Origin of the sequence: Yokenella regensburgei ATCC 49455, from assembly GCF_000735455.1 — a bacterium.
Lineage (GTDB): Bacteria > Pseudomonadota > Gammaproteobacteria > Enterobacterales > Enterobacteriaceae > Yokenella > Yokenella regensburgei.
The window spans coordinates 37703-54362 of sequence record NZ_JMPS01000087.1; the positions used below are offsets into that span (position 1 = coordinate 37703).

The 16660-nt window shown below is 55.0% G+C and carries 11 protein-coding genes; 4 read left to right on the forward strand and 7 right to left on the reverse strand.

Going from position 1 to position 16660, the window contains the following annotated elements:
- Nucleotides 1-81 precede the first annotated feature (81 nt).
- From pncB to GYRE_RS22060, 4 genes are all read left to right on the forward strand, one after another.
- A complete protein-coding gene (pncB, locus tag GYRE_RS22045; RefSeq protein ID WP_038258543.1) occupies nucleotides 82-1284 on the forward strand; it encodes a nicotinate phosphoribosyltransferase in 1203 nt (400 codons plus the stop codon).
- A gap of 163 nt (nucleotides 1285-1447) precedes the next feature.
- Nucleotides 1448-2848: an asparagine--tRNA ligase gene (asnS, locus tag GYRE_RS22050; RefSeq protein ID WP_038258545.1), complete on the forward strand. Its 1401-nt coding sequence runs from the start codon at nucleotides 1448-1450 to the stop codon at nucleotides 2846-2848.
- Between the two features lie 601 nt (nucleotides 2849-3449).
- Nucleotides 3450-4544 carry a porin gene (locus tag GYRE_RS22055; RefSeq protein WP_006819333.1) on the forward strand — a complete coding sequence of 365 codons (1095 nt, stop codon included), beginning with the start codon at nucleotides 3450-3452 and terminating at the stop codon, nucleotides 4542-4544.
- Between the two features lie 184 nt (nucleotides 4545-4728).
- Complete coding sequence (locus GYRE_RS22060) at nucleotides 4729-5919, forward strand: amino acid aminotransferase (RefSeq protein WP_006819332.1); 1191 nt, start codon at nucleotides 4729-4731, stop codon at nucleotides 5917-5919.
- 54 nt (nucleotides 5920-5973) lie between these two features.
- On the opposite strand, the gene GYRE_RS22065 is transcribed toward GYRE_RS22060, so the two are convergent.
- From GYRE_RS22065 to cmoM, 7 genes are all read right to left on the reverse strand, one after another.
- Nucleotides 5974-6621 (reverse strand): MBL fold metallo-hydrolase, encoded by a 648-nt coding sequence (locus tag GYRE_RS22065; protein WP_006819331.1) that lies wholly within the window; start codon nucleotides 6619-6621, stop codon nucleotides 5974-5976.
- A 16-nt stretch (nucleotides 6622-6637) separates the two neighbouring features.
- Complete coding sequence (gene mepK / locus GYRE_RS22070; RefSeq protein ID WP_038258549.1) at nucleotides 6638-7189, reverse strand: peptidoglycan L,D-endopeptidase MepK; 552 nt, start codon at nucleotides 7187-7189, stop codon at nucleotides 6638-6640.
- Between the two features lie 178 nt (nucleotides 7190-7367).
- Entirely contained in the window at nucleotides 7368-9167 is a 1800-nt protein-coding gene (gene ldtD / locus GYRE_RS22075; RefSeq protein WP_038258551.1) for a L,D-transpeptidase, read from the reverse strand.
- A 184-nt stretch (nucleotides 9168-9351) separates the two neighbouring features.
- Nucleotides 9352-13800 (reverse strand): chromosome partition protein MukB, encoded by a 4449-nt coding sequence (mukB, locus tag GYRE_RS22080; RefSeq protein ID WP_038258554.1) that lies wholly within the window; start codon nucleotides 13798-13800, stop codon nucleotides 9352-9354.
- The gene (gene mukE / locus GYRE_RS22085; protein ID WP_038258557.1) at nucleotides 13800-14504 is read right to left on the reverse strand and encodes a chromosome partition protein MukE; all 705 of its coding nucleotides are present in this window, start codon (nucleotides 14502-14504) and stop codon (nucleotides 13800-13802) included. Before mukE ends, mukB begins: the two co-directional genes overlap by 1 nt.
- Nucleotides 14485-15807, reverse strand: coding sequence for a chromosome partition protein MukF (mukF, locus tag GYRE_RS22090; RefSeq protein ID WP_006819326.1), 1323 nt, complete (start codon nucleotides 15805-15807; stop codon nucleotides 14485-14487). The genes mukE and mukF overlap by 20 nt, the downstream gene beginning before the upstream one ends.
- On the reverse strand, nucleotides 15800-16594 hold the full coding sequence (gene cmoM / locus GYRE_RS22095) for a tRNA uridine 5-oxyacetic acid(34) methyltransferase CmoM (RefSeq protein WP_038258560.1): 795 nt from the start codon (nucleotides 16592-16594) through the stop codon (nucleotides 15800-15802). The genes mukF and cmoM overlap by 8 nt, the downstream gene beginning before the upstream one ends.
- Nucleotides 16595-16660: the final 66 nt, after the last annotated feature.

A 16660-nucleotide genomic window follows, 5' to 3' on the forward strand; every position in this document is an offset into this window, starting at 1 on the left:
TTATCAAGGTATACTCCTGCGTTTTTCATTCGCTGCTGATTTCGATAGAAACGCTCCTGTGAGAGGATGCTACTGCAAGCCATGACACAATTTGTTTCTCCTGTACTGCACACGTTGCTCGATACAGATGCTTATAAGCTGCATATGCAGCAGGCTGTGTTCCACCACTATTACGATGTTGAAGTGGCGGCGGAATTCCGTTGCCGTGGTGACGATCTGCTGGGCATTTACGCCGAGGCTATCCGTGAGCAGGTAGAGGCCATGCGCTCGCTGCGCCTGCAGGATGACGAGTACCAGTGGCTGACCGGCCTGCCTTTCTTTAAGCAGGACTATCTCGACTGGCTGCGTGATTTCCGCTACGACCCGCGCCAGGTCAGCATTCGCAACGACAACGGTAAGCTGAACATTCGCCTCTCCGGCCCGTGGCGTGAGGTGATCATGTGGGAAGTTCCGCTGCTGGCCGTCATCAGCGAACTGGTACACCGCTACCGTTCACCTGAAGTGGGTGTCGCCCAGGCACTGGAGACTCTTGAGCAGAAACTGGTCTCGTTCAAGGTGATGACCCAGGGTCTCGATATGTCGGCTTTCCGCCTGATGGATTTCGGCACCCGCCGTCGTTTCTCCCGTGAAGTGCAGCAGGCTATTGTTCAGCGTCTGCAGCAGGAACCGTGGTTTGTGGGTACCAGCAACTACGATCTCGCCCGCCGCCTGTCGTTAACCCCGATGGGTACCCAGGCGCATGAATGGTTCCAGGCGCATCAGCAAATCAGCCCCGATCTGGCAACCAGCCAACGCGCCGCGCTGGCGGCATGGCTTGACGAATATCCGGAACATCTGGGCATTGCGCTTACCGACTGCATCACCATGGATGCTTTCCTGCGAGATTTCGGCCCGGAGTTTGCGCATCACTATAAAGGCCTGCGCCACGATTCAGGCGATCCGGTTGAATGGGGTGAGAAAGCTATCGCGCATTACCAGAAACTGGGTATCGACCCGCTCAGTAAAGTGCTGGTGTTCTCCGACAATCTGGATTTAGCGAAAGCGGTAGACCTGTATCGCCACTTCTCAGCACGCGTGAACCTGAGCTTCGGAATCGGTACGCGCCTGACCTGCGATATCCCGCAGGTGAAACCACTAAATATTGTCATTAAACTGGTGGAATGTAACGGCAAGCCGGTGGCGAAACTCTCCGACAGCCCAGGTAAAACTATCTGCCATGACAAAGCGTTTGTCCGCGCACTGCGTGAAGCCTTCGACCTGCCACAGGTGAAAAAGGCCAGTTAAGCAACAAAGGGAGCCCGTTGGCTCCCTTCTTCTTTATTTATTTATCATTTCTCTGTTCTGCAGTGCGAAATCTGCTTGTCAGTCGGCGGATGACAGGTAACATAGAAAGTCCCCTTTTACGGGGGAATGACATTTCTATTGGACTACTAACAGAGAGACTATTATGAGCGTTGTGCCTGTAGCCGACGTACTCCAGGGCCGCGTAGCCGTTGACAGCGAAGTCACCGTGCGCGGATGGGTGCGTACCCGCCGAGATTCAAAAGCTGGCATCTCCTTCCTCGCCGTCTATGACGGTTCCTGCTTTGATCCTGTACAGGCCGTCGTCAATAATTCTCTGTCGAATTACAATGAAGAAGTGCTGCGCCTGACGACCGGCTGCTCGGTAGAAGTCACCGGTGTGGTTGTGGCCTCTCCGGGCCAGGGACAGAGCTTCGAAATTCAGGCAACCGACGTAAAAGTGGTTGGCTGGGTTGAAGATCCGGATACCTATCCGATGGCGGCGAAGCGCCACAGCATTGAATACCTGCGTGAAGTTGCGCATCTGCGTCCGCGCACCAACATGATCGGTGCCGTGGCCCGCGTTCGTCATACGCTGGCGCAGGCGCTGCATCGTTTCTTCCACGAGCAGGGCTTCTTCTGGGTATCTACCCCGCTTATCACCGCTTCCGATACCGAAGGCGCTGGCGAAATGTTCCGCGTTTCTACGCTGGATCTGGAAAACCTGCCGCGTAACGATCAGGGCAAAGTTGATTTCGATAAAGACTTCTTCGGGAAGGAATCTTTCCTGACCGTATCCGGTCAGCTGAACGGTGAAACCTACGCCTGTGCGCTGTCTAAGATCTACACCTTTGGCCCGACCTTCCGTGCGGAAAATTCCAACACCAGCCGTCACCTGGCTGAGTTCTGGATGCTGGAGCCGGAAGTGGCCTTTGCCGATCTGGAAGACAACGCCCGTCTGGCGGAAGCCATGCTGAAGTATGCCTTTAAAGCGGTGCTTGAAGAGCGTATGGACGACATGAAATTCTTCGCTGAGCGCGTGGATAAAGATGCGGTCGCACGTCTGGAACGTTTTGTGGCGGCCGATTTTGCTCAGGTAGACTACACCGACGCCATCACTATCCTGGAAAACTGCGGTCACACGTTTGAGAACCCGGTATTCTGGGGCGTGGATCTCTCCTCCGAGCACGAGCGCTACCTTGCCGAGCAGCACTTTAAAGCGCCGGTGGTGGTGAAGAACTACCCGAAAGACATCAAGGCGTTCTACATGCGCCTTAACGATGACGGCAAAACCGTTGCCGCAATGGACGTCCTCGCACCAGGCATTGGTGAAATCATCGGTGGTTCTCAGCGTGAAGAGCGTCTGGACGTGCTGGATGCCCGTATGGCTGAAATGGGTCTGAACAAAGAAGACTACTGGTGGTACCGCGATCTGCGTCGCTATGGCACCGTACCGCACGCTGGTTTCGGTCTTGGCTTCGAGCGTCTGATTGCCTATGTCACCGGCGTACAGAACGTTCGTGACGTTATTCCGTTCCCGCGTACCCCACGTAACGCCACATTCTGATTTTCAGAAATAATCGAGGCCAGCAGAAATGCTGGCCTTTTTTATACCCGCCAGAAATTGTTGCTGAACTTAAGCAAAGTTAAAGTGCAATAACCCATCTTATGCAAAATGTTGCGGATTCTATTCTGTAATATTTACGCACAAAAAATAATCAAAAAAAGCTTGCTATCACAATTCACAGCATGGCTTAGCACACTATTTAACCACCCTCAATGTAACTGGTCTTGAGATTTCTTGACATAAAGATTCGGGTGTTGCGAAGGCTTTTACCGTCACAAAATTGCCATTTCTGTATTTAATATAAGGTTTTCATATAGATAGATAACAACCTGAGTGATTAATGCGCAACCCACCAGGAAGTTTGAGGTGCTTCACAAAGTTCCCAAAAATACACAATTTATTACACATTATTTCTTTTGGTTACTCATTTACGATATTTGTAGCATTTTCAGGCTAGCGAAACGTTGTAATGAATGGAAATATTCGTTGCAGACACAGAAAGACACCAAACTTTCATCAATAGTTCCGTAAATATTTATTCACGGCATTTATTGGCGGCAGTGGCAGGTGTCACAAAAAAACCTAATGAGGGTAATAAATAATGATGAAGCGCAATATTCTGGCAGCGGTGATCCCTGCCCTGCTGGTAGCTGGTGCGGCAAACGCAGCAGAAATCTATAACAAAAGCGGCAACAAGCTGGACTTTTATGGCAAGGCAGTCGGTGAGCACGTTTGGACCACCAACGGCAACACCGATAGCTCCGACACCACTTACGTTCGTATCGGTTTCAAAGGCGAAACTCAGATCAACGATCAGCTGACCGGTTACGGCCAGTGGGAATACAACCTGGACGCGTCTAACGCTGAAGGTTCTCAGGGTACCAAAACCCGTCTGGGCTTCGCGGGCATCAAAGCTGGCGACTACGGCTCATTCGACTACGGTCGTAACTACGGTGCAATCTACGACGTAGAATCCGCAACCGATATGCTGGTTGAGTGGGGCGGCGACGGCTGGAACTACACCGACAACTACATGACCGGCCGTACCAACGGTGTTGCAACTTACCGTAACTCTGACTTCTTCGGTCTGGTTGATGGCCTGCGCTTCGCGCTGCAGTACCAGGGTAAAAACGACTCTACCTCTCGTGATGTTGTTAAACAGAACGGTGACGGCTTCAGCTCCTCTGTAAGCTACGACATCGGCGAAGGCTTCGGCGTGTCTGCGGGCTATGCTAACTCCAACCGTACCGTTGCTCAGAAAGCTGACGGTGCTGGCGATAAAGCAGAAGCCTTTGCAACTTCTGCTAAGTACGATGCGAACAACCTGTACGCAGCGGTAATGTACTCCCAGACCTACAACATGACCCCAGAAAACGATAAGACTTTTGCGAACAAAACGCAGAACTTCGAAGCTGTGGTTCAGTATCAGTTCGACTTCGGTCTGCGTCCGTCCATCGGTTACGTGCAGACTAAAGGTAAAGACCTGGCAGCCCGTACTGCTAACGGTTCTACCTTCAGCGGCGGCGACGCTGACCTGACCAAATACGTCGAAGTCGGTACCTGGTACTACTTCAACAAGAACATGAACGTTTATGCCGCGTACAAGTTCAACCTGCTGAACGACAACGACTACTCTAAAGCAACCGGTCTGGCCACTGACGACCAGGCTGCTGTAGGTATCGTTTACCAGTTCTAATCAGCACGCCACTTTGTTATATGCTTAATAAACAGGGCTTCGGCCCTGTTTTTTCATTTCTGGTAGTAAAAAATGGCGAGTTTTGAGAAGCCTCTCGCTTTTCGTGGCAAACGGTTGGCATTTTGTAAAACTCCCGTTAACCTGATAGCGGATTTCCCTTCTGTAATCACAATGGAACCTCGTCATGTTTGAGAACATTACCGCTGCTCCTGCCGACCCAATCCTGGGCCTGGCCGATCTGTTTCGTGCCGATGAACGTCCAACCAAAATCAACCTTGGGATTGGCGTCTATAAAGATGAAACGGGAAAAACTCCGGTTCTGACCAGCGTAAAAAAAGCAGAACAGTACCTGCTGGAAAATGAAACCACCAAAAACTACCTCGGCATCGACGGTATTCCGGAATTCGGTCGCTGCACTCAGGAGCTGCTGTTCGGTAAAGGCAGCGAGATTGTCAGCAGCAAGCGTGCACGTACCGCCCAGACCCCGGGTGGTACCGGTGCACTGCGCGTTGCCGCAGACTTCCTCGCGAAGAACACCAGCGCGAAACGCGTCTGGGTGAGCAACCCAAGCTGGCCGAACCACAAGAGCGTGTTTAATGCCGCTGGTCTGGAAGTGCGTGAATACGCCTACTATGATGCCGCCAATCACTCTCTCGACTTTGACGGCCTGCTGAACAGCCTGAAAGAAGCTCAGGCGGGCGACGTGGTGCTGTTCCACGGCTGCTGCCATAACCCAACCGGTATCGATCCTACGCTTGAGCAGTGGGAAACCCTGGCGAAGCTTTCCGTTGAGAAAGGCTGGCTGCCGCTGTTTGACTTCGCCTACCAGGGCTTTGCCCGTGGTCTGGAAGAAGATGCCGAAGGCCTGCGCGCGTTTGCTGCGCTGCACAAAGAGCTTATCGTCGCGAGCTCCTTCTCCAAAAACTTCGGCCTGTACAATGAGCGTGTAGGCGCCTGTACCCTGGTGACCAATGATGCCGACAACGCTGACCGCGCATTCAGCCAGATGAAGTCCGTTATTCGTGCCAACTACTCCAACCCGCCGGCACACGGCGCTTCCGTCGTGGCGACCATCCTCAGCAACGATGCGCTGCGCGCTATCTGGGAGCAGGAACTGACCGACATGCGCCAGCGCATTCAGCGCATGCGTCTGCTGTTCGTGAACACGCTGCAGGAGAAAGGCGCTAACCGCGATTTCAGCTTCATCATCAAGCAGAACGGTATGTTCTCGTTCAGCGGGCTGACCAAAGAGCAGGTAATGCGTTTACGTGACGAATTTGGTGTCTATGCCGTTGCTTCTGGCCGTGTCAACGTTGCCGGGATGACGCCGGACAATATGGCACCGCTGTGTGAAGCGATTGTCGCGGTACTGTAATTACAGTCATAACGTGAAAAGAAAAAAGGCCGCTTACGCGGCCTTTTTTATGACTTACCAGACAGGGAGTTCATCCTGCAGGAAAGGATTATGCAAACGCTCTTCACCCAGCGTCGATAACGGTCCATGTCCTGGAATAAACGTCACGTCATCGCCAAGCGGCAACAGTTTGTGTTTAATCGAATCGATAAGCTGATTGTGATTGCCACGAGGGAAATCACTGCGCCCTACTCCACCTTTGAAAATAACATCGCCGGAAATCAATAACCGGGAAGCGTCATCAAAGAACACGATGTGTCCGGGAGTATGCCCAGGACAGTGCAGCACCTGGAGAGTAATATTACCAACGCTGACCTTATCGCCTTCATTTAGCCAGCGATCCGGCGTCAGCGGCGGGCAGTCGCCCAGACCAAACATTTTGCTCTGAGCGGGAAGTCCCTGCAGCCAGAACTCATCTTCTTTTTCCGGACCAATCACCGGCACACCGTAGTGTTCCGCCAGCTCTGCCGCCGCACCCACGTGGTCGAGGTGACCGTGCGTCAGGAGGATTTGCATCAGGGTTACCCCAGCGGCAGCCACTTCCTGTTTGATACGCTCGGCGTCGCCGCCGGGATCGACCAGCGCGGCCAGTTTGGTTTGTTCACACCAGATTAACGAGCAGTTCTGGGCGAACGCGGTAACCGGAATAAGACGATAGTTCATGATTATCCTTGTTTTTTTACCAGGTCCGTACCGGACCGGTATCAATATGCACAAAGTTACTACGTGGGTAATATCCTACACCACCTGAGCGCATAGATAACGCCGCTTTGCGAATATTGTTTAAAGCAATACCTTCAATATGGAAATCCATTGCCTGACCTTTTGTGTGGTAACTCTGTTTTGCTACCCCACGGCTGTGCGCGCGCAGTTCATTATTGGTATCCAAAGAACGATATCCAGAAATAAGCTGAACGGGTTTATTTGTGCCAAGCAATCCCTGGAGGCGATAAAGCTGGTCGAATAAAGAAGGGTCGATGGATTTTATTTTATTCGCGCGGTAATCACGGAAAAAATGGTTAAGTCTTGCTAATTCATCCTGAATATAGCCTCTGCCATCGAAAAACTCCGCTTTTAATGATTCGCCGGTATGAAGATTGTTCAGCGTCAAAATCCGCGGTCGGGGGGTCGAGAGGGTGGCAAATGCTGGCGTCGGTAAGATGGCTGCGGCCCCAAGGGCAACACCACCCAGCGCCAGCAGTTTGCGGCGATTAGCGTCAAATTTGTCCATGATAATCAGGTCTACAAGTAAGGTTTATCGTAATTTATGCTTTTGCGCACAAAGGGCACCTTACCGGGCATTACCGCGGCCGTCAAGGCAACCCAATCCCAGGAATAGCGCCCCTTATAGCCTTCATAGGGGCGTTTTCCTGTTCTATACGACAACCGAATGGACAGAACTACTTCATTTACCTGATTAATTGTTCCGCTTTTGACAGAATTTGTGCGCCAGATCGCGCAGTGAGGTCATAATTGTAAATATCTGTTCGATATTGTGTCCGACCATCAGCGCCCACAAATGCGGTCAAATAATAGAGGTTAACCGGAATATTTTGTCGAATATTGACGTAACGTGTATCACCTTGTTTCAGCGCATCGGAAATGCGTGAATCATTCCAGCCAGCATCCTGCAACAGCATATTCGCCAGGTCAGAAGCTTTATTTACGCGCACGCAACCTGAGCTTAACGCCCTGACATCTTTCTGGAAAAGATTATGGTTTGGCGTATCGTGCAGATAAATCGCTTCTGAGCTCGGCATGTTGAACTTGTAACGCCCCAGCGAGTTAGTTGCCCCCGGAGCCTGCTGGAAGCGGAACGGCAGGTTGGATGGCGTGATAGTCGACCAGTCAACATGCCAGGGGTTAATCGTCTCTTTGCTGTTCCAGCCGCGCAGCACGGTGTAGTTGTGGCGCTCCAGGTATCCCGGATCGTTCCACACCTTCGGCAGAATATCTTTTTTCGCAAGCGTTGGCGGCACGTTCCACGGCGGGTTGACCACCACGTTGTTCAGCGCGCTGCTCATCATCGGCGTTTTACGATCGGGGCGACCGACAATCACCCGTGAAGCCAGCACCTGATCGCCGTTCTGGTAGTACTCCAGCGAAAATGCCGGAATGTTCACCATAATGGCTGTCGAGAGCTTGCCCGGCAGCAGACGCAGGCGCTGGATATTCAGCGCCAGCACCCCTGCCCGCTGTGCAGGCGTCACGTTCAGCCAGTCACGAGTGGACGGCCCTATCACGCCATCGGCGCCCAGCCCCTGACTTGCCTGAAAGCGTTTTACCGCCTCGACCAACTGGCGGTCATAGACCGGCGATTCCGATTTAGCGGTGTTATGTTTTTTCGCCGACGGACTCACCACCGGGCTATCGCCTGGCAGGGCGATATGCGGTGCGGGGTCCATCATGCCGGAACGACGCAGGATCTCCCGCAGCGCCAGCACGTCTTTGCCCGATTGCCCCGGGTTCAACTTACCGCTACCGGTCAGCTGCGGCCAGGGACGGGAGTCCGCCACCAGCGCCAGCAACGACTGGTGCATTGCCGCATACTGCGGATGCTGTGGCGCCAGCCCGGCAATAAATGTCGCCAGCGAACCGTTATCCAGCGCCAGCTGCCACTGGTTTATCACCGAAAGCGGTGGTGTAGCCAGCGTGTAAGGTTTTTCGCTATAGAGCCAGCGCGTACCCTGCATCGAGATATTGCTGAGGTAATGCAGATACCCCATCATCGCATCCGAGAGCACCACATCGCGGGCAACGCCGCTGACGTTTGGATCGGTCAACAGTTCTACCCAACGGATAAACTGCGGCTGGAAGCCAGCGATGGCGACCTCTGCAAGCTGCTGCTGAAACGCCTGTACGGCGTCACGATTTTCCCACATGGGTTTCATCGAACGCGCGGCATAAAGCCCGGTAAGCGCGTTCATGTAGACGGGGGTATATCCCGCAGGCAGGAGAGACAGGATCTCACTACGGGCTTTTGCTGCAGCACCTTCGGGCAGCGGCTGGATGCCAGCCATCATGGCGACGGAATTAGACTCACTACTCGCAGGTGCCATTGCCGTGGACGTCTCAGCCAGGGTGGCAGAGCTGTCGGTAGGCACCATTTCAGGCTCATCGGCCTGGACGCTGAACAGTGGAGCAATGGTGAATGTCAGGCAAACACTCAGCGCTGACAGTCGACGTAATCTGGCTTTATTAAGCAACATCCCTTGCCCCCTGTTAACATTGCCGGCCTCTCAGAACGGGCCTTTTTCTCAGTATATGAAGACAAAAAATCTTTTGCCTCTCTAAATGTAAAGAAGTTTAAAGATAATACTACAATCGCCGCTCAATACTGATAACAAAAAGGGCGACACGCCGGTCGCCCTTTATTTTCAGTCAATTTCTTGCCTACGAGGCATCTGCCGTTCCGGGCAGCGTCTCCGGCAACTGTGCCGCAAATCCGCGCAGTCCCACCACGTGAACGTGTTCGTGGTTGTGCACCACTTTACGTACCAGCTTGTAGGTTGTGCCTTTTTCCGGACTGATATTTTCCGGGGCCGCGATGATGAGCTGCATCTCGAGGCGTTCGCAGAGCTCAAACAACGTGGCGATAGAGCGGGCATCCAGACGGGCCGCTTCATCAAGGAACAGCAGACGGCATGGCGAAATGTCTTTCCCACGCAGGCGACGCGCTTCGTCTTCCCAGCTCTGGACCACCATAACCAGAATCGACATCCCGGTACCGATAGCTTCACCGGTCGACAGCGCACCGGATTCCGCACGCAGCCAGCCGTCGGAACCACGGTTAACTTCCACCTCCATTTCGAGGTAGCTACGATAATCCAGCAGCTCCTCGCCGATGGTTTGCGGGGTACGCTGCCCCATATCAATCTGCGGGTTCAGGCGCTGATACAGTTTCGCCAGCGCTTCAGAGAAGGTCAGGCGGTTGCTGTTGAACAGATCCTGATGCTGTTCGTGCTGTTCGGAAAGCACTTCCAGCAGCGTGGAGTGCGTTTCACGGACGTTAACGTTCAGACGGACGCTGTTAACCTGACCGAAGGAGACGCTCTGCAGACCCTGGTTAAGCATACGAATACGGTTCTGCTCGCGCTGAATGGTTTTGCGAATGATGTTCGCTACGCTTCGGGAGCTGATAGCCAGCTTCTGCTCGCGGGAGGTCAGCTCTTCCGTCAGACGACCCAGTTCGATTTCCATCTGTTCGATGGCTTCCACCGGATCGTCGGTGCGGATGATGTCCTGGCGGATACGCTCGCGCAGGTGCTGATACACCGCCACGAAGAACTGGATTTTACGCTCCGGACGCTTCGGATCTTCCGACATACGCAGCACATCGCGCAGGTGTTCGTTATCCGCCACCGCCAGACGCAGCGCACCGAGCGCCTTATCCGACATCGAACGCAGCTCGTCGCCGGAGAGATAGGCCAGCTCGCGACGATGCAGACGGCGCTCTACGCCATTGTCTTTCACCAGACGCATGACCGCACACCAACCCGCCTTCGCGCTCACCACCTGTTCGCGCATCTCAAGATAATCACGTTCCAGCTTGCGCAGCTTACGGGTCAGGTTATCCATCTCCGCTTCGCAGAAGGTCAGTGCTTTCTCAAGCTGATTGCGGCGTGAACGGTTGTTGCTGAGCTGAGTATGCAGCTCATCGCGGCGCTGACGCGCGCGCTCTTCCGCCCCGGCGTCGGCACGCACGCCGATGTCCTGCAGCTCGCGCTGCAGATCGCCCAGCAGCTCTTTCTTGGTTTCCCAGGAGCTTTTCAGCGATGCCAGCACCTGGCTGAACTGACTCAGTTGGGCGGCGTGATTACGCATCGTTTCACGCGCGCGGGCACGCTCGGCTTCCGCCTGCTCCAGACGCTGGCGCAGTTTTTCGTTCAGATCGCTGTTGCCGCTCAGCATTTCTGCCGAGTCGGAATAGCTAAAGTGGGCCCGGCGCTGAACCACTTCCGTCAGGGCAAACGCCTGCTGACGTGCGTCACGCTGGACTTGCTGAGAATACGTGTAATCTTCGCGCAGCTGTTCGAACTGCTCAGGATCGCTTTGCAGAACGGAGGCAATCGGCTCAAGCTTCGCCAACTGGTTGCCGTGCTGCTGGATAAAGCGCGCGGCTTCCTGTGCGTCGTCGAGGCGCTCCTGAATTTCATCCACACGGTCGGCCAGCGTTTCGTCCGCCAGCAGATTCAGACGTGGCAGCAGGCGGTTAAGCTGGGCGACCCCTTCTTTCGCCTGTTCGTACTGCGCGCGGCTCTGCTGGTTATCGCTCTCGTGGGTGCTGAGGGCGCGTTCCAGTTCGTTGCGACGGCCGTTCAGTTTGCGGATTTCTGCTTCCGGATCCACCTCGAAGGCAACGGCCAGGTGGCTACCGATAAAGCGGCTGAAGGACTGGTGCAGCCGCTGGGTTTTCTGTACGTCGAACGACAGGGTCGCAAAGCGCTCTGAGAGAGTTTCACGCTCAGCGTGCAGACTCTCAATACGGTTTTCACGCGCCGCGCGGCCAAACAGCGGCAGCGACGGGAAGCGCGAGTAGCGCCACTGGCGATCTGCGACTTTGACCACCACCGCTTTTTCCAGCTCGTCGACGCTGAACACGCTGTCATCAAAGGACTGCGGATCCCCTTCGATCAGGTAGAGATCTTCCGGGCAATCTTCCAGCCCTTCCAGCTGTTCGGCAACGAGAGACAGATCCGGCACCACGATAGCGTGACGCGACGGGCCATACAGCGCCGAGAAGTACGGTGCATCTTCGAGGCTAACGTCGTCATAGATTTCTGACAGCAGTACGCCGCCAAAACGTTCTGCCAGCGCATTCAGGCGCGGATCTTCAGATCCCCCCGGCTGGCTTAAACGCTCGATTTCATCGTCAACCGCACGTTTACGCGCGCCGACTTCATCACGCTCAACAATCGCCTCACGCTCGCGTTCCAGCAGCTGTTGCAGATATTCGGTAACGTCCTGGCTTGATTCAAACTGCTCGCCGCTCTGCTCGCTCAGCTGGTTCAGGCTGCTTTGCGCCTGCAGCCAGACCGGCGCACGCTGCAGCAGGGTCTGAATACGCGCCTGCAGCTGTTCCATCTCCTGGCGCAGCTGCATGCGTTTTTCACTGGCGGAAGAGACGCTGTCGCTCAGCGAAGCAATACGCGCTTCCAGCTCGTGGTGCAGCGTTTCCAGTTCGTCGATCTCGTAGTGCTTGCCCTGACGCTTGCAGAATTCCGCCAGCAGACGCTCGGCTTCCTGCTGCTCGCGCAGGCGCTGTTCCAGCTCGTTCAGACGACCGCGCAGCGAAGGCACCTGCTCTGCCAGGTGACGCTGATTCACACCTTCACGCAGAAGGCTCCGCGCCACGTCCCAGGCTTCATCACGCGCCAGTGGACCATTGATGGCAGCCACCAGCTGGAAAGCCTGTTCGAACTGGCTGTGCGCGGTTTGCGCCACGCTCATTTTCTGTTCCAGCGACAGCAGACGCTCGGTAGCTTCCTGCTCTTTCGCCTGGAAAGTTTCCAGCCATTCGTCGGCGCTGTCTGCGGTCAGATCCGGCAGGTGACACAGCTCTTTCGCGCGGGCTAACGCCTGCAATGCCTGGTTGTACTGAATAGCGCGGGTTTGCTGTACGTCCAGCGCCTGCTGGTAGTCAGCAAGCTGGCTTTTCAGCTCATCCACTTCAAGCTCGGCGGCTTCCGCCCGGGCTTCGTTCTCTTCCTGCTGCTCGGTGGCTTCAGCCACCACTTCGTTCTGCTCTTCGAGACGGATCTGCAGCTCTTCCAGATCGGCATCATAGCGCTCGATCTTCTCCTGCTGGCGCAGCGCGGTTTGCACCAGGTTCAGGTGATCGCTGGCGGCCTGGTAATCGGCCTCCAGATCCCCTTCCGCCCCGTTGTGCTCCTGCAGCTCGCGGGCCATCTCGACGTGCTTATACTGTTCGGCGGCCAGCTGCTGGCGCGAGGTCAGCAGTTCACGACGAAACTCCAGCGCTTTATCCAGGTGGATACGACGCTCGTTGGCGTGACGCATGTAGTCTGCGGCCACATAGTCGGTCGCTTCGGAAATCAGATGTTTAAACAGGTCACGATCTGACTGGGTAACGCGAATCGCTTCCAGGGTCATGCGGTTTTCGCGCAGCGCCGCTTCCATATCCTGGAAGGCTTTACGTACACCGCTGTTTTCCGGCAACAGGTAGTCGCGCAGCGAGCGGGTAATGGCGCTGGAGATCCCGCCGTACAGCGAGGCCTCAATCAGGCGATAGAATTTGCTACGGTCAGAGGCGGAGCGCAGACGACGGGCAATCACCCCCAGATCGAACATCAGAGAGTGGTAGTCAGTGATGGAGTTGAACTGCTTGAACTGCACGCCTTCCATCTCGTCGAGCTTCTCTTTGAGCTCCTGCAGCGTCAGCACGCGCGCCTGGCGCTCGTTGAGCGTTTCGGTCAGCAGCTGCGTGGGCTGAATAGCGGTTGGCAGCCCCTGAATAGCGAACGGTTTGATGTCGACTTTACGGTCGCGACCGGCGACCTGCTGCAGACGCACCCCAACCACCACGCGCTGGTGACGGGAGTTGATGACGTCCAGCACCGAATAGCAGACACCGGCTTTCAGTTTACCGTGCAGGCCTTTATCGCGTGAACCGCTGGTTGCGCCCGCTTCCGTGGTGTTACGGAAGTGCAGCAGCGTCAGGTCGGGGATCAGCGCCGTAACGAACGCTGCCATGGTGGTGGACTTCCCTGCTCCGTTACCGCCCGAGAGCGTAGTCACCAGCTCATCAAGGTCAAAGGTACGGGCAAAGAAACCATTCCAGTTAATCAGCGTCAGCGAGCGAAACTTACCACGTTCAATCATTACTCTTCCTCCCCGCTATCCGGCTGATTCTCATCATTCTCATCATTCAGTTGCAGATGGTTTTCAATCGCCATCGCTTCGCCGTCGCGGATCATACGCAGCTGTGCTTCACGGGCGTCATCACCTGAACGCACGTCGGCGCCAAAGCGGAACACCGACTCGGTGATGCGGAATTTGCTGCTGTCGTGGCCCATGAACCACACCATGCCGAGACGACGCAGGCGGTTAAGCGACGAGCGCACTTTTTCCTGCAGTTTCTGCCGGTCGAGGTCAGAGCCGGTCGAGCGGTTATTCACAAGCTTCAGCAGTTTGCTTTCATCGGCAAGGGTCAGCAGCTCGTCGTAGAGCTCCTGCTGAGTGAAGATCCCTTCGTTAGCCAGACGCTCCGGGCTCAGGTAGAGATAACAGAGGATCTTACCCACCATCATGTCGAGCTCGGAGAGCACTGAACGCGGAATCAGCGTAGTGGAACGCGGACGCAGGTAGAAGAACCCTTCCGGCGCGCGGATGAGCTCAACGTTATAGCGGGCGTAAAACTCTTCCAGGTATTCCTGAAAATCCATCAAAAACGCATGATTATCCAGCTCGTCGAGACCGATATGACGGCCCGCACGCAGCGCGCTATCGAGCGCCGGGAAAATCGGGTTGGCCAGCGCCTGCGCCAGTTTAACTGGCATCACTTGTTCAATATTTGTCAATGACATGCGCCTGTACCTTGGCTCCGTAATCATTAATCGGCTGCCACTTCGGCGGCAGTCCGGTGAAATCTGCTTGTGCGATACCCAGGCGTACCGCCTGGTCGACAACAATACGCGCGACGTCAAAGTGGCGCGCACGCGGGTATTGCACGAGGTATTCGCGCACCACCAGACCCAGATCCAGCGGCAGCGACTTGTCCTTGTAGATGACCAGCTGCTGTTCAATCAGCGCGGCAAGCTGCTCGCGGATCTCGTTAAACTCTTCGTACTCTAGATCAACCGGCAGTTCCCCGGTTACTTCTTCGTCACGCAGCGTCATCTCTTCATCGCGCATATCCAGCAGACGATCGGCGCTGGCGTAGGTTAATGCCCACGGCGCATCGAAATAACTCTGTACGGACTGGCGGAGACGCTGGGCAAAGACGCGGTTTTTGTCCATGTCGATGGCGGTACGAATAAACTTGTGTACGTGTCTGTCGTAACCGATCCACAAGTCGATTGCCTGCTGGCCCCAGCTGACGATACGGTCAAGTTTGCTCTGCAGGTCAAATACCAGGCGGTCAACAAAGTGCAGATCGTCATGAGCAAGGGTCGCATCCTGAATGCGCAGCAGGTTAGCCTGTAGCTTATCACCCGCAGCATCCAGCGTGTCCTGCAGCTCGCGCAGCGTACCCGAGGTTTCTGACAGCAGCAGTTCGCAGCTTGAAATCGCCGCGCGCCAGTCTTTATTCAGCAACTGGGCAATGTCGTCTTTCACCAGCTGCTGCTGTTCATCCATCACCCGCTGGGTGAGGTCGATACTGTCGAAAATTTCTGCGACCGAATATTTCAGCGGCGCATAGACGTTGCGGTGCCAGTGGAATTCATCCCCACCTTCGTCGGCGGCGTCAGCGGCGCGCTTCAGTTCACCCGCCACGATAGACAGCTGCATAGACAGGCGCAGCGTAGAAAACTCACGCTGGCGAATGTAGTAATCGGTGATGCCAATCCCTAATGGCGTCAGACGATAAATCGCATTCCCTTCCGTCAGCTCGCTGGTAAAGCGGTTCAGCAGACGTTGACGAACCATATCGTTGATCGCGTTGTTGGCGCGAACGCCGATCGTTTCACTGGTTTGCTCAAACGCATCACTCACGTGACGAAACGCATCCACCAGCTCACCTTCGGTCATTTCCCCTTCCAGACGCTCGCCGTTTAATGTGGCGACCGCCAGCAGGAACGAGAGTCTGTCGACCGGCAGCGAGATGGAGAAATCGTTTTTTCGAGCCCAGGCAACCAGTTCAGGGACTGTCTGGGAAAATTCACTCATCGTTTTTCCTTGTATCTACCCACGGCTTGCGCGCGGTAACATGAATGTAACGGCCCAGACTAATGTACGGTTCCAGACGGCAGTAGCGCGTTTCCAGTTCGAGCAAAATAGCGAAACTGTCGCGTTGCTTATGTTTTTCGCGCAGGTAGTCATGAAACACCCGCACCCCGGTTTTCCCGGTAATTTGCCAGCCAATCTCTTCCAGCCAGCCGTAGACCTGCTCTGGCTCGCGCGGATAATCTGGTGAAAGCGTACGCTTTTTCTTTTTCGGCATGCCGAGCTGCACGTAATCAAAATTTCCGGCAACCATGTTATGCATCAGCAGACCGTTAGCATTGTAGAACATTAACGACAATGCGCCGTCAGGACGCAGTACTGACCACAGCGTTTGCAAAACCGCCTGCGGTGCTGCAACCCATTCCAGCACGGCATGAAACAATATCAGATCAACCGGGCTTTCCAAATGTTCTGCAACGTCCTGCACCGCGCATTGTACAAAATGCATGCTGCCGCTCACACCTTTCTCTTCTGCCGCCTGACGAGCGCGGGCAATCATCTCACCGGAGAGATCGCACAGCGTCACATGGTGGCCAAGCTCTGCCATTTTGATCGCCGTCTGCCCTTCTCCACCCCCGGCGTCCAGAACGCGCAGCGGCGCGTTGCCGAATGTCTCGAGCAGTACGGAGAGATCCTGCCACAGGATCGCCTGACGCAGCTGGCCCTTGGTGGTGCCATAGATATTGCGCGCAAACTTTTCTGCGATGTCATCAAAATTGCGATCCTGCATCAACTTCTCCGCGAGCGTGGCAAAAGTCGTATTTTGTCACAGACGCGACAAGGAATGGAGCAGTCT

Bases quoted from the DNA above. Each gene is read 5' to 3' on its own strand.
- pncB (WP_038258543.1), top strand. From the start codon at position 82: ATGACACAATTTGTTTCTCCTGTACTGCACACGTTGCTCGATACAGAT.
- asnS (WP_038258545.1), top strand. From the start codon at position 1,448: ATGAGCGTTGTGCCTGTAGCCGACGTACTCCAGGGCCGCGTAGCCGTT.
- GYRE_RS22055 (WP_006819333.1), top strand. From the start codon at position 3,450: ATGATGAAGCGCAATATTCTGGCAGCGGTGATCCCTGCCCTGCTGGTA.
- GYRE_RS22060 (WP_006819332.1), top strand. From the start codon at position 4,729: ATGTTTGAGAACATTACCGCTGCTCCTGCCGACCCAATCCTGGGCCTG.
- GYRE_RS22065 (WP_006819331.1), bottom strand. From the start codon at position 6,621: ATGAACTATCGTCTTATTCCGGTTACCGCGTTCGCCCAGAACTGCTCG.
- mepK (WP_038258549.1), bottom strand. From the start codon at position 7,189: ATGGACAAATTTGACGCTAATCGCCGCAAACTGCTGGCGCTGGGTGGT.
- ldtD (WP_038258551.1), bottom strand. From the start codon at position 9,167: ATGTTGCTTAATAAAGCCAGATTACGTCGACTGTCAGCGCTGAGTGTT.
- mukB (WP_038258554.1), bottom strand. From the start codon at position 13,800: ATGATTGAACGTGGTAAGTTTCGCTCGCTGACGCTGATTAACTGGAAT.
- mukE (WP_038258557.1), bottom strand. From the start codon at position 14,504: ATGTCATTGACAAATATTGAACAAGTGATGCCAGTTAAACTGGCGCAG.
- mukF (WP_006819326.1), bottom strand. From the start codon at position 15,807: ATGAGTGAATTTTCCCAGACAGTCCCTGAACTGGTTGCCTGGGCTCGA.
- cmoM (WP_038258560.1), bottom strand. From the start codon at position 16,594: ATGCAGGATCGCAATTTTGATGACATCGCAGAAAAGTTTGCGCGCAAT.